Source organism: Paenibacillus sp. VTT E-133280, assembly GCF_002264385.1.
GTDB classification, from domain to species: Bacteria; Bacillota; Bacilli; order Paenibacillales; family Paenibacillaceae; genus Paenibacillus_AQ; species Paenibacillus_AQ nitricinens.
Genome location: NZ_NFUX01000062.1, coordinates 14,075 through 27,052 on the forward strand (window position 1 = coordinate 14,075; position 12,978 = coordinate 27,052).

At 45.1% G+C, this 12,978-nt stretch carries 14 protein-coding genes and 1 other annotated feature (1 of these 15 running past the window's edge); of the genes, 1 reads left to right on the top strand and 13 read right to left on the bottom strand.

Going from position 1 to position 12,978, the window contains the following annotated elements; genetic code table 11:
* Positions 1 to 44: a sequence feature (ribosomal protein L21 leader region), on the bottom strand; it reaches 42 nt to the left of the window's first position.
* A 63-nt stretch (positions 45 to 107) separates the two neighbouring features.
* The 12 genes from CA600_RS23150 to CA600_RS23205 form a co-directional block, all read right to left on the bottom strand.
* A complete protein-coding gene (locus CA600_RS23150) occupies positions 108 to 1,349 on the bottom strand; it encodes an Rne/Rng family ribonuclease (protein WP_042194404.1) in 1,242 nt (413 codons plus the stop codon).
* Between the two features lie 58 nt (positions 1,350 to 1,407).
* On the bottom strand, positions 1,408 to 2,250 hold the full coding sequence (locus tag CA600_RS23155; protein WP_094873212.1) for a M50 family metallopeptidase: 843 nt from the start codon (positions 2,248 to 2,250) through the stop codon (positions 1,408 to 1,410).
* A complete protein-coding gene (locus tag CA600_RS23160; RefSeq protein WP_094873213.1) occupies positions 2,243 to 3,106 on the bottom strand; it encodes a M23 family metallopeptidase in 864 nt (287 codons plus the stop codon). The genes CA600_RS23155 and CA600_RS23160 overlap by 8 nt, the downstream gene beginning before the upstream one ends.
* 176 nt (positions 3,107 to 3,282) lie before the next feature.
* Positions 3,283 to 4,077 (bottom strand): septum site-determining protein MinD, encoded by a 795-nt coding sequence (gene minD / locus CA600_RS23165; protein WP_042130573.1) that lies wholly within the window; start codon positions 4,075 to 4,077, stop codon positions 3,283 to 3,285.
* A gap of 5 nt (positions 4,078 to 4,082) precedes the next feature.
* Positions 4,083 to 4,742 carry a septum site-determining protein MinC gene (gene minC / locus CA600_RS23170; protein WP_094873214.1) on the bottom strand — a complete coding sequence of 220 codons (660 nt, stop codon included), beginning with the start codon at positions 4,740 to 4,742 and terminating at the stop codon, positions 4,083 to 4,085.
* Between the two features lie 80 nt (positions 4,743 to 4,822).
* Positions 4,823 to 5,353: a rod shape-determining protein MreD gene (gene mreD, locus CA600_RS23175; RefSeq protein ID WP_094873215.1), complete on the bottom strand. Its 531-nt coding sequence runs from the start codon at positions 5,351 to 5,353 to the stop codon at positions 4,823 to 4,825.
* The gene (gene mreC, locus CA600_RS23180; RefSeq protein ID WP_094873216.1) at positions 5,353 to 6,231 is read right to left on the bottom strand and encodes a rod shape-determining protein MreC; all 879 of its coding nucleotides are present in this window, start codon (positions 6,229 to 6,231) and stop codon (positions 5,353 to 5,355) included. Before mreC ends, mreD begins: the two co-directional genes overlap by 1 nt.
* 62 nt (positions 6,232 to 6,293) lie before the next feature.
* Positions 6,294 to 7,328: a rod shape-determining protein gene (locus CA600_RS23185; protein ID WP_042130579.1), complete on the bottom strand. Its 1,035-nt coding sequence runs from the start codon at positions 7,326 to 7,328 to the stop codon at positions 6,294 to 6,296.
* A 39-nt stretch (positions 7,329 to 7,367) separates the two neighbouring features.
* The gene (gene radC / locus CA600_RS23190; protein ID WP_042191176.1) at positions 7,368 to 8,057 is read right to left on the bottom strand and encodes a RadC family protein; all 690 of its coding nucleotides are present in this window, start codon (positions 8,055 to 8,057) and stop codon (positions 7,368 to 7,370) included.
* Positions 8,058 to 8,081: 24 nt separating this feature from the next.
* The gene (locus CA600_RS23195) at positions 8,082 to 8,678 is read right to left on the bottom strand and encodes a Maf family protein (RefSeq protein WP_094873218.1); all 597 of its coding nucleotides are present in this window, start codon (positions 8,676 to 8,678) and stop codon (positions 8,082 to 8,084) included.
* Positions 8,679 to 8,712: 34 nt separating this feature from the next.
* Positions 8,713 to 8,958 carry a DUF4321 domain-containing protein gene (locus tag CA600_RS23200; protein WP_042191180.1) on the bottom strand — a complete coding sequence of 82 codons (246 nt, stop codon included), beginning with the start codon at positions 8,956 to 8,958 and terminating at the stop codon, positions 8,713 to 8,715.
* Positions 8,959 to 9,166: 208 nt separating this feature from the next.
* On the bottom strand, positions 9,167 to 10,402 hold the full coding sequence (locus CA600_RS23205; protein ID WP_094873219.1) for an SPOR domain-containing protein: 1,236 nt from the start codon (positions 10,400 to 10,402) through the stop codon (positions 9,167 to 9,169).
* A 216-nt stretch (positions 10,403 to 10,618) separates the two neighbouring features.
* Between CA600_RS23205 and CA600_RS23210 the strand changes: the two genes are divergently transcribed.
* The gene (locus CA600_RS23210) at positions 10,619 to 11,605 is read left to right on the top strand and encodes a diaminopimelate dehydrogenase (RefSeq protein ID WP_094873220.1); all 987 of its coding nucleotides are present in this window, start codon (positions 10,619 to 10,621) and stop codon (positions 11,603 to 11,605) included.
* A gap of 93 nt (positions 11,606 to 11,698) precedes the next feature.
* Here the strand turns inward: CA600_RS23210 and CA600_RS23215 are convergent, their stop codons facing one another.
* Positions 11,699 to 12,883 (bottom strand): glycosyltransferase, encoded by a 1,185-nt coding sequence (locus CA600_RS23215; protein ID WP_094873222.1) that lies wholly within the window; start codon positions 12,881 to 12,883, stop codon positions 11,699 to 11,701.
* Positions 12,884 to 12,978: the final 95 nt, after the last annotated feature.

Below are 12,978 nucleotides of genomic sequence, written 5' to 3' on the forward strand. Positions count from 1 at the left end.
GGGAACTGCACTTATGTACCCGATCGGAGCGGTTACAGCATGTGCAGGAATCGAATGAATCAAACACATACTTGAAGATATTATCATACTTATCGCCCATCGTCAACTCATTCCATCCATTCTCCAACTTTCCCAGTCCCTCCGCAGCACTGACAAAGGATAGGTGCGAAGCTGGCTGAATCATGTCTTGCCTTCTTCCGGGTCATCTCGAGGAGTCCAAGTCTTGTCCAACCGAGAATATGGGTTTTGGTTCGATCCTTGCAGATCACTTTCTCCAGACGCTCGGTAACCATTTTACGGTGTATTTCTTCTTCCATATCAATAAAATCAACGATAATAATTCCGCCCGTATCTCGTAAACGGATCAGACGACCTATTTCCTCTGCTGCAAGCAAATTCGTATTCGTCACCGTCTCTTCAAGCGATGCTCCTCCAATATATTGCGCGGTGTTTACGTCAATAACGGTGAGCGCCTCCGTCTCATCCCAGATCATTGTCGCTCCGCCCTCCAGCGTGATCTTGCGGCTGAAGCTCTTGTGCAGCTGTTCCTGCACCCCATAAGCTGTAAAAATGGACTCCGGTCCATTATATAAACTCACAGGCTTGTACCCATCCGGCGCCATGTCATCCAGAAATGCTTTGGCTTCCTTAACTGCAACTGGAGAATCTATAATCAACTGATCACGCTGTGGATTAAAAGCATCTCTTATAAAGCGCTGAACAATACTAAGATCACGATGCAATAGAGCTGGGGCTTCTGCTGTTTGTGCCCGACGTGTAATGTTATCCCATTGCGCACGTAAAAATGAAAGATCACCTTCCACTGCTTCATGCGGCTCATCCTGAGAGACGGTCCGCATAATAACCCCCTCTTCTTTCATTCTCAGACGTTCACCAATTCCTTTGAGCCGGCTACGTTCTGCATCGCGGCTTATTTTTTTGGATACCCCAACATAATCGGCAAAAGGCATGTACACCATCCAGCGACCGGGCAATGTATAATGGGTCGTTACACGCGCACCTTTGCCTCCACTAGGCTCTTTTCTTACTTGTACAACAATATCCTGACCCGGCTGCAAAAGCGTCTCTATAGAAGGCTTCACATCCGGCTGTCTATCCAAATGAGGGTGCAATACATCATCAACATATAAAAAAGCATTCTTCTTCTGTCCAATGTCAACAAAAGCAGCCTGCATACCTGGAAGTACGTTAATCACACGGCCTTTATAATAACTTCCGACCAGCCCTTGCTGCTGATCGCGTTCAGCCGCGTACTCCACAAGCCTTCCGTTCTCCAGAAGAGCCATTCGGGTAATGTGCTGCGTGCAGTGAACGATCATCTGTTTCATGGCTTCACCTCTGGTTTCGTTCATTCATTCATCCCTTCTAACGTTCTGCATAATTACACTACATTCCGAAGTAGGTAGATATTAAGCGCTGTTCCGGCACAACAGCAACAACATTTCCTTCGCCGTTTAATACGTAGATAAAATGATATTGATTACGTTTAAATAGACGCAATATAGCATCTAAAGGTTTCGCAGATAAAGCAACAATTGGACGAGCCACACTTCCTGTCCGCAAATGATACTCATAAACTGCCTCCCTATTCATCAAAAATGCAACGAATCGGTACGGTAAATTCCGATGATCCGTGAGATTTGAATACAGTAAAAAAGCACCGATCATAACCATATTCAGCCTCAAGCCTCCGCCCGTTCCAAGAGGCAATAGCGCATAAACAATCACAAAAATGCTTGCAGCAACGCTCACTCGCCCGCTCCATAGCAAAGTATAATAATAAGGAAGAAATAAACTAACTGTAGCCTGAAGTACTTTGCCTCCGTCAAGTGGCAGAACAGGCAAAAGATTAAAGAGCGCAATAATGGCATTGGCATTTATGAAATAGATTAAAAATTCCTGATTACCATAACCTGCTTGCTGAAGCCCAAGAGCCATAACAATCATGATTCCATTTTGCAGCGGACCGGCAAGTGCAATGCCAATCTCACGACTAGCGGTGAGCCGCCCATGATCCTCAATCACCGCAACTCCGCCAAACGGAAGAAGCTGAACCGATTTAACTGTAACGCCAACTAAAAGGGCAGCCACCACATGTCCTATTTCATGAATGAGGACGATCGTAAATAAAGTAATGAGCTCCAGAAATTGTCCTGTGAGTACAGAAAACAACATAATGATTACGAACAATGGATGTAGTGACAGATCGATCCCTAAGATCCTAATCAAACGATACCACTTCTGTAGGATCAATATAAGTCTTGTCTTTCATCACTGCAAAAAATAGCGTTGGAGCTGAGGAGCCCTCTTTCTCCAGCATCCACCCGAGTTCATCTCCACTCTGAATCCAGTCATCAATCTCCAGTTTAGTGCCATTTAAATGTCCGTATTCTGCTGTTATTCCTCCAGAATGTTGAACCGCAATCCGTATGCCACCATTCAATTCTTTGGAGATAGAAAGAACACGTCCCATGTCTATACTCTTCACCGTCACATTTGAGGTTGAATCGATTTGAGGCATAATTTCTACACCTTTTAGCGTGGAAGCAAATGGCTCCACAATGCTTCCAGCTACCGGAGCACTAAGCTCATGTTGGGCTGCTGCCTTTTGAGCAGGTTCGTCTTTGTCACCAAATATCGGTATGAACGCCGGTGCACCATTAAAATTGTCCTCATACCAGACCCGCACTGCTGTGAAATCCATATCATTACTCAAGTTATCACTAATAAAGGCTTGGACTTTATAGGACCATGGCTGGTGAACTGCAAAAACTCCCCACACCGCTCCAAACACAAGCACACTGGCTATAACCCTTCGAATAAAACCGGAAGAAAATTTAGAACCTCCTCCTCCTGGTTCCTCCCAGCCCCCACGTCTCTCTTTCCACATCACTTCTGGATCAGGCTCTATAGATGATTGCTCCTCATTCCGCTTAAATCCCGTACCCCACTCCTTGAAGCTCGTACTCTTTTCAGGCATAACGAGTAACGGAGGCACCTCCGCGGTTTCTATATCCGGGATTTCCTCCAGCAAACTACGAATACGCTCCTTGCGGCGATTCTTGATATCTGATTTGAGATCCATATTTATCCCTCCGGACGGGCTTGTTTTACTTCCATTTTATGAAGCACGGAAGTCTCTTTAGAACAAGCCCACCCAGGGTAGAGCACTTAATTGCCAATAAAAAATAAATCCCACCCATAGATTTCTCTAGTGGTGGGATCGTTAATGCTTCTATAGTAAGATTGCTTGGTGCAAAATTAAGCCATACCGAAAAATTTCTTAAATTTCTTAAATGCTCCCGGTTTCCGATCAAGCTGCATTAGCGGCACAGCATCACCTAAAATTCGACGTGCAATATTGCGGTAGGCAATAGCTGCTGACGAATCGGGATTCATAACTGTAGGCTCTCCACTATTTGCGGCTTTAATGACCAGTTCATCGTCTGGAACAATTCCGATAAGATCAATATTCAGCACCTGTAAAATATCCTCAATATCAAGCATATCCCCAGACTTTACAAGACCTGGGCGAATACGATTTACCACCAGCTTTGGCGATTCCACATGCGACTGTTCAAGCAGTCCGATAATACGATCGGCATCCCGCACAGCAGCATGCTCTGGTGTGGTAACCACGATCGCTTTATCCGCACCGGCAATCGCATTGCGGAAGCCATGTTCAATCCCTGCTGGACAATCAATCAAAATATATTCATATTCCTTCTTCAGTTCCAGAATAATATCTTTTACTTGTTCAGGAGTGACGGACGTTTTATCCTTCGTTTGAGCTGCGGGCAACATATACAACTCATCAAAGCGTTTGTCTTTAACGAGTGCTTGATTTAGGCGACAACGCCCCTCCGCTACATCCACAAGATCATAAATAATACGATTCTCAAGCCCCATTACTACATCCAGATTACGCAGTCCAATGTCGGTATCGACGAGACATACTTTTTTACCCTGCAGTGCAAGTGCGGTTCCAATATTGGCTGTTGTGGTTGTTTTGCCAACTCCGCCTTTGCCCGAGGTTACGACTATCGCTTCTCCCATGGAGGCTACACCCCTTTAAACACATTTAAATCCTGACGTACTTTGACTAAATTATGAATTTTATCGATTTGCATAGCTCCGTTCATTAAATATGCAAACTCCATACTGCTTTCTCGGGTTTCCCACTCATCGGGAGGACGACTGATAATATCAGCAATTCGCAGTTGTGTTGGAGACATTAATGAAGCAGCGATAATCGCCTCTTCATTTCCATCTACTCCAGCATGCGCCATACCTCTAAGTGATCCTAGAATATAGATATCGCCTGAACAGGTAATGGTTCCTCCTGGGTTCACATCCCCCAGATATAAAAGATTTCCATCATGGTGCAGCACCTGGCCGGAACGAAGAATCCCGCTCATTAGAAACAACGCGTCATTATCCTCACTGCCGGGCACTGGAAGCGCCTCTATGGAACGAATCAGTAGATTTCCCTGTCCCTTCAGAATCTCCAGCACAGCTTCCTTATCTTCCTCAGTTACGGGACGATTGCCCAGCTTAATATCTACATGGACAATCGGTCCAGTCAAAATATTTTGATGGCTGTGCTCCAGCTTATAGCGAAGCTCGCTCAGAAGATCTTCGAAGGGACACTTGTCGTCTAGCAGGAATATCAGGCCATCCTTGATGCCCTTAATCCTTACATGCTTGGATTTTACTGTCATATGCCTGGCCCCCTATCCTCATTCATTCGTGCCGGGCCCCTTAAATTCCTGCTTTATAAAGAAAGAAAATAGAAGCTTCTTTATGCCGCTTCTTCCGTACTCTTCTCTTTCTTGATCAGCTCAAGCTGGCGTCGTAACGGTATGTAGAGGATCAGAGCAATAGCAAAATGAAAGAGCATCGTTGGCAGCATATGATTCAAAATCGCCCAGCTATAGGGCTCCTGATTTAGATTGAATACACTATAAATACCAAATAACACACTATCCTCTAGCAAGCTTCCGAGCAGAATCACAGTCATCATAAGAGGCAGTGGAGCACGCGGAATCTGAAACAGAAGGCCGATTAAATAAGCCGACAGACCCATCGCAAAAGAATGTGCTCCTAGAATTCTGCCATAGAAAACCACATCATGTAATATTCCGAAAGTTAGACCCAGTATAAGCGCTGTATGACGATGATGATATACAGCCACGAACAATAGTACAACGAACACTAGATTCGGAATAATTCGCATCTGCCAAACATCTGGAATCAGCCAAGGCAGAATGGTTCCCTCCAGAATAAACAAGAGGAACAATAACAGAACAAGAACAGATCTGCGCATATTCACTATTCAGCACGCTCCTCCGTAAAAACAACAATCAGCTGCTTCCAGTCTTGAAATTCTGCTGAAGGCTTAATCACTGCTGTGGAGGTTAATCCAAATTCACCAACCTCAACACTTTCAACCGTACCGATGGTCAACCCCCGTGGATACAATCCCCCAATACCGGAAGAAACGATAACGTCCTTCGGCGCGATAGGATCACCTGGCGGGATCTTGTTCATCAATAACTTGTTTGTCTTCGGATCATAGCTTTCAATCATACCAAAGGTTTTGCCCTCTTTGGTAATAGCGGTTGCCGCAATTGGCGGCTGAGAATTAGGGTCATTCGTATCCATCATGGTCATCAGCTTCACCGTAGAGGTGAAATTGCTGACTTGACTAATCACACCCACCAAACCATCCACCGAAATCACAGACATATTTGGTCTCACGCCATCTTTGGCGCCTAAATCGATTACAATCGTACTATTACTAGGTTCTGTAGTCTGGCTAACCACCTGCGCAATATGGTATTGATATTTATACAATTCCTCCTGAGCTTTTGTGAACTTCAACTGTTCCTTCAATTGCTCATTTTCTACCTGAATGAAATTGTATTGCGCTTTATCACGTGCATATTGGGCGGCTAGAATCTTCAGCTGCTCATTTTCCTTAGAAAGATCTTTCAGATTTCCGATATCTTCAAACAAGCCCGCTACATATCCAGCGGGCTTGTAGAACATTTTTTGCACGAAACCAGTAGTATCTCTAAGAAAATTCTCCGGCCAGGACAAGGAACTCCTTGATGCCAAGCTGAAGCCCATCACCACAATGAACAGCACCAGTGTAATCAACAGAATAAACAGACGTTTATTGCTTAAGAGTTTAAACAGTTTCAACACCCTCTAACAACAGTATTTCTCCCATAACAGGGGTTGACGTACACAAGTGGCAATACATAGGCTTATCTCTTAGAGCGAAGACTGGAACTGCTGCGACTCTTGAACAAATGAATATTTTCAAGCGCCTTTCCTGTTCCAATAGCTACACAATCCAGAGGGTTCTCAGCGACAATAACTGGCATTCCAGTTTCACGCGCAAGCAGTTTATCCAGGTTACGAAGCAAGGCTCCTCCACCTGTCAAGACAATCCCGCGATCCATAATATCTGCTGCGAGCTCCGGCGGACATTTTTCCAAGGTTACTTTAACAGCTTCAATAATAGAATTCACTGTATCGGACAATGCTTCACAGATCTCATCAGAAGTAATTGTAAGCGTCTTTGGCAGACCTGTAACGAGATCGCGTCCGCGAATTTCCATAGTCTCAGCTTTCTCAAGTGGCAATGCAGAACCTACATCCATTTTAAGCTGTTCCGAAGTACGTTCACCAATCATCAGATTGTACTGACGTTTGATGTACTGAATGATGGACTCATCCGCTTCATCACCCGCAACACGTACGGAACGACTAGTAACAATACCGCCGAGTGAAATTACAGCAACTTCAGTGGTACCTCCGCCGATATCAACAACCATACTTCCTGTTGGCTCCCATACCGGTAGATCTGCACCAATCGCTGCAGCAAAAGGTTCCTCGATAATGTAAGCTTCGCGAGCACCAGCTTGTCTAGTAGCATCTTCTACGGCACGTTGCTCTACAGCAGTAATGCCGGATGGTACGCAGACCATTACATTAGGGTGACGTTGGAACATAGAACGTTGTTTCTGTGCTTGACGAATAAAATATTTTATCATCGTAGCCGTGGTGTCAAAATCAGCGATAACGCCATCCTTCATCGGACGGATCGCACGGATGTTTCCCGGTGTACGACCAATCATCTTCTTAGCGGATTCACCCACGGCTTCAATCGTCTTAGTGTCAGTGTTAATGGCTACAACGGAAGGCTCTCTTACAACGATCCCCTTACCGCGTACATAGACAAGCGTATTCGCTGTCCCCAAGTCAATTCCTAAATCTTTCGTAAAACTACCCAACATGCTAATTCTCCTTTTCCTAAGTAAATCTTCACATTTATATTACATATGTCCTTTTTCTTTCAAGCTCACAAAGCTGCTATCACCGATAATTAGATGATCTAACACGTCAATCCCGACAATCTCGCCTGCCTGAAGCAGTCTTGAGGTCAAGGAGATATCCTCCGGACTTGGCGTTGGATCACCACTAGGATGATTATGTGCGCATATGATAGAGGCACTACTACATTTTATTGCTGCTCGGAATACCTCACGAGGATGAACAATCGAAGCATTAAGACTGCCCATAGACAACGTTTCTTGTCCAATTACGTGATTCTTCGTATTCAGAAATAAGCAGACAAAATGCTCCTTCTGCAAATAACGCAATTGCTCGGTCAGAATCTCCGCAGCGTCCTCAGGACAACGGATAATGACCGGCATGTTAAACCTGGAGTTCGCGAGGCGCCTCCCAAGTTCGATGCCTGCTTTTAGTTGCACGGCCTTGGCAGGGCCGATACCTTTGATTTCGGTCAGTTCTTCGATGCTAAGGTCAACTAGCCCACGCAGGCCACCGATTTTCCCCAGCATCTGCTGTGCAATATGAATAGCCGATTCACGGCGTGTTCCCGTACGCAGCAGAATGGCTAACAACTCCGCTTGACTTAATGATTCCGCCCCATAATGCATCATGCGCTCTCTTGGTCGTTCTTCATGGGGGAGGTCCCGCAGCATTACTGATTGCGACTCCATCCCTATCCCTCTTTCCCAAGCTTCCTACCGGTTCAATACAGTTATACCGAACTCGGACAGCATTTCGCCAAGAAGCGACAGCGGCAATCCGACAACATTAAAATAACAGCCTTCAATTCGTTCCACCAAGGTGGAGCCAAGCCCTTGTATCGCATAAGAGCCAGCCTTATCAGCGGGCTCTCCCGTAGCTATATAAGCAATAATTTCATCCTCAGTCATTGCTCTCATCGTTACGGAAGTAACACGGTGCTCCACTATAGTCTTTCCATGCGGAAGTCCAATGCAGGCTACACCCGTGTATACCTTATGATTCCGGCCCTGAAGTCTGGTAAGCATCGATTTACTATCCAGCTCGTCCACCGGTTTGCCTAGTACAGTGTCATCTAGTACAACAATCGTATCACTACCAACGATTACTGTGTTACGCGCTCCTGCTGCAGCCACTACGGCCTCTGCTTTTCGCAGAGCCAAACTGCGCACAATTTGCTCCGGCGTAAAGTCCGGTGGTGTGCTTTCGTCAGCTTCGCTGGTAATGACCTCAAAAGGCAAGCCCAGTAATGACAAAAGCTCTCGTCGACGCGGTGAACCTGAGGCTAAAATAATGTGTTGTGAGTTGTCCACGTTGTAAACGTCCCTTCTTGATCAGTAACGAGAGTTACAGTCTTCGGTACAGCCATACAGCTGTAATAATACCAACGAGACTTAGCATGCACAATTTCAAATGAATAGTGATGTCATAGGTTATGATGTCCAAATCGGCTCGCGGAGACCACTTAAGCACAGTCGATGTTGTTAGAAAAGAAAGAGCCTTTACCGGCTGCAGCAGCTTGGCGATCCAGGCTCCAGCCAGCCAGCCTAGAATTAGAAATAACAGCAGTGTTCCTACATTTTTCTTCTTCATCTCAGTCTTCCCTCGCCATTTTTTGACACCCTAATTATTATACGGTGAAATTGTGATCAATACAAACGTAAAATCCCTTACGGTAATGTTTACCACCATTTGCACTAAAAGTTGCGGAGCGATACCATCCTCCGTATCCATTGGCGCACCAAAACAGCAAGCCCCCACATCTGGAGGCTTGCTGTTTTGAAAGTCAACAATTTATCAATTAATTCATTGAAGTTAACAGCTGTTTTTGGCTAGTCAAAAAGCTCAGCATTGATTCTTGCACTTCCCAAAGCAGGCCCTGAGCCTTGTTCTTGTTATATTCACTCCATGCAGATATCCCTTGGCTCATTGATTTCTCTAACGCTGCGCAAATAATTTTGGCTTCAGGAGATACGCCTTGTTCCAGCACTTTTACTGCTTCACTCCATTGCAGGTGGAGATCACTCATAGCGGGGGTATTTGCTGTCGTACTTGTTTGGCCAGCGCTTAGTAAAGAAGCAGATTGACTGCTTAGTTCACTGAGCAGCTGCCCGCTCACGGAGAAATAGTTCTTCACTTCCTCTGCATTACCGGTATAGACAAGCTGTTCTGCCCCGGGAAGTGCCACCTCTCTCACATACAGCTCAATCCCCTGATTCTTTAGTCCGCTGCTTAGTAGCTTGGCCTGTTCACGGTCGGATGACATTCCAGCGTACACACGATTGCCGTCGGCAGGATCCATACCCGCTGCCAATCCGGCGGTTAGCAGCTCCTGGCGAGCCTCTTCAGCGCCTGCAGGTGTACTGAATACTCCGTACTGCAACAGATAATAGCTTTGCGCGGCTACTTGAACTGGGATGGTGTTCTTCCCGGCATTTTCAGTACCCGCCACTGGTAAACCAGATGTACCTACACCTGCATGATCTTTAGCTCCACTAGACTGAACCGAAGTAGCCGCCATATCTGCTGTCCCATTTCCAGCGTTGCTGTCCATATTCCCTCCGTAAAAAAAAGAAAGTGCAGCATAACCAAGCAGAACCCCTGTACCGATCGCTCCTGTAACAGAAAGAGCTAACTTCCACCAATACGAAGGACGCCGAGTATGATAGGAGCCTCCATAATTGCCCGTGGATACATTTTCTAATTCATCTCTGCTATCCGAAACCATATCTGACAGAAGATACGATTGCTGTGTATATTTAAAATCCTTATCCTGTTCGTCCCATTCTTCCTGCCGCGGATCTACAGTACCCGAGTAATAGTCATAGGAATCTTCCGGTGGTGCCTCATGCGTAGAACGAAAATCAGGCTCATAAAGCCACGTTTGCTGTGCTGGACCCACCTCTTTACGCAGTCCTTCAGCGTACTCTTCAGCTGTGCCCAACCCGCCATTTGACCAGCGCTCCACCACTTTAGGCTTTGGTTTAGGCTCGTCCTTGTTCACGTCAAATCGGAATGTCATTCTTCCGTTATTCAACAGTTACACCTCACCTCATCTAATCTATAAGTAAATATATGATAGACAATAGAGAGATATGCTATTTTTATGCCATAGGAATTATGAAAGATTATGCAGATTCAGTTTACATTACATGTACCTTTTATATACTATATAAAAAGAGCTAAAAGTGTACACTATACTAGGTAAACTAGAAATGATGCTTTAGTTCACTACTGATTAGGAGGGCTTCTTCTGAAACAAAAAATTCAAGCAGCTATTGTAGGCTACGGAAACTTAGGCAAAGGTGTACGTAAAGCTATCAACCAAAGTGAAGATATTGAGCTAGTTGCGATCTTTACGCGCAGAGAACCTGGGCAACTGGAAGCCGGAGAAGCCGGTGTGAAGTTCGAGCACATCTCTGCCGTCGAACAATATAAGGGTAAAGTGGATGTTATGATTCTATGCGGAGGATCGGCTACCGATCTGCCAGAACAAACACCGGCCATTGCCCGGATGTTTAATACCGTGGACAGCTTTGATACACATGCCAAAATCCCCGAGTTCTACGAGACCGTTGACGCCGCAGCTAAACAAGGCGGAACACTCAGCGTAATTTCTACTGGTTGGGATCCAGGCTTATTCTCAATGAATCGTCTGCTCGCAGAAGCCATTCTTCCACAAGGTAAAGAATACACCTTCTGGGGCAAAGGCGTTAGCCAAGGCCACTCCGATGCGATCCGCAGAGTAGATGGAGTTAAAGCCGGTGTACAATATACCGTTCCAGTACAAGAGGTTATTGAGGCCATTCGCGCTGGCGAAACACCAGAGCTTACCACTCGCCAAAAACACCTTAGAGAGTGTTTTGTAGTGGCTGAGGCAGGGGCAGATCAAGAACGCATTCGCGAAGAAATCGTGAATATGCCGAACTATTTTGCTGATTATGACACTACGGTTACTTTCATCACTGAAGAAGAACTAGCTGCTGAACATAGCGGTATTCCGCATGGTGGATTTGTTATTCGTAGTGGTGTAACAGGGGAAGGCACGAAGCAGATTGTTGAATTCGGCCTGAAGCTGGAGAGCAATCCAGAATTTACAGCCAGTGTTCTCGTGGCCTATGCCAGAGCCGCTCAGCGTATGAGTCAACAAGGACAGAGCGGAGCACGTACAGTATTCGATATTCCACTTGGAATGTTATCTCCGAAATCTCCAGAAGAATTACGCCGCAACCTGCTGTAAAATCATACAAGAACGAAATAACCCGCGCAGGACTCTAAAAAGTCCTCGCGGGTTATTTATATACTGCAGGCAGAGCCTTCTCTGGCGCACCTTTTACACAAGACTAAGAATCTTATTCTTCACATAATTCACTTCGTAGTCCTTCAACAATGTGCGATGCGCCCGATCAGCAATAATCGTTGCTATCTCAGGATTCTTTAACAATGTTATTACGCTAGCAACAACATCAACTGAGGTATTAGCAAGCAAAATATTACGGTTATGCTCACAGTTCAATCGCTCGCATACTGTAGAACTAGTAACCACCGGCGTTTTGAGTGCCCATGATTCCAGAATGTTTCTGGAGACTTCACAACCTTCAAGGATAGGCACAAGAACCGCTTTAGCACGACGTATATAATCAGCAGACGGTTTCAAAGGTCCAGTGATAATGACCGATACATCATCCTTTATAAGCGTCAACACATCCGTATGAACCTCAGGGCTGGTAATGTAACACTTGATATCAGGCACTTGTTCTTTAATCAAAGGGTAGCTTTTCTTAAAGAAGCTTTGAGCAGCCTTAATCCCCTGTCTGGTGTTCATATTCCAGTGCAGAACCATTGAATTTTCTTTTGCAACAGGCTCAGTAAAAGTGTCATATTCATTCATTTTTATGAAATGAGGAACAACATGCACTTTACGGGCATCCGCAAAGGATAGAGATTTGAATGAAAGGGCATCCCATTCCGAGGTTGCCAAGAGAACACCCGTTTTATTCATTAGTCTTCGCTTATTCCGCCGAACCAAAGCCTCATTTAGTTTATAATAAGGATTACTGCTGCTCGGCTTCCCAATTTCTTTTCCAACAGCAAGCCCGCTCTCAAAACGATACGTATCTGTAATAACACTGGCCTCAGGAAGCAGATTACGAACCATATCAATGCAATTTCCCAGCAAGCTATGCGATATAAACACGTGTCTGTAATTATTCGATCTACAAAGTTCCATGATTGTACTCTTCATGTCTTTTTCCGCATGACTCCGATTAGTGAAATTCTGTAATATATGTAAGGGACGTAGCATAGATCTCCACGAGGTAATGCACCCGTTAATGTAATGAACCTTTAGTGCAGTTCCATCATTTGTAGATATATCCTTGAGCGTACTGGCATAGGTCAGCAAATCAATATCAAATTTCCCTAGCAAAATCTCGAGAATACTCCCTGTTCTCATTTCTCCTTCTAGATCCTCTGCGCTTTGATTCTGAGCTGAAAGGAACAGCATTCTTTCTCGCATGACTCTGGCTCCTTGAATTTTTTATATAAATCCTCTCTACTTATCACTGCAACTTTAGATGCAGTTCAATAGTAACTCATTTCACATAAAATTTT

Coding starts and splice junctions, on each gene's coding strand:
- CA600_RS23150 (WP_042194404.1), bottom strand. CDS start 1,349: ATGAAACAGATGATCGTTCACTGCACGCAGCACATTACCCGAATGGCT.
- CA600_RS23160 (WP_094873213.1), bottom strand. CDS start 3,106: ATGGATCTCAAATCAGATATCAAGAATCGCCGCAAGGAGCGTATTCGT.
- minD (WP_042130573.1), bottom strand. CDS start 4,077: ATGGGAGAAGCGATAGTCGTAACCTCGGGCAAAGGCGGAGTTGGCAAA.
- minC (WP_094873214.1), bottom strand. CDS start 4,742: ATGACAGTAAAATCCAAGCATGTAAGGATTAAGGGCATCAAGGATGGC.
- CA600_RS23185 (WP_042130579.1), bottom strand. CDS start 7,328: ATGTTGGGTAGTTTTACGAAAGATTTAGGAATTGACTTGGGGACAGCG.
- radC (WP_042191176.1), bottom strand. CDS start 8,057: ATGGAGTCGCAATCAGTAATGCTGCGGGACCTCCCCCATGAAGAACGA.
- CA600_RS23200 (WP_042191180.1), bottom strand. CDS start 8,958: ATGAAGAAGAAAAATGTAGGAACACTGCTGTTATTTCTAATTCTAGGC.
- CA600_RS23215 (WP_094873222.1), bottom strand. CDS start 12,883: ATGCGAGAAAGAATGCTGTTCCTTTCAGCTCAGAATCAAAGCGCAGAG.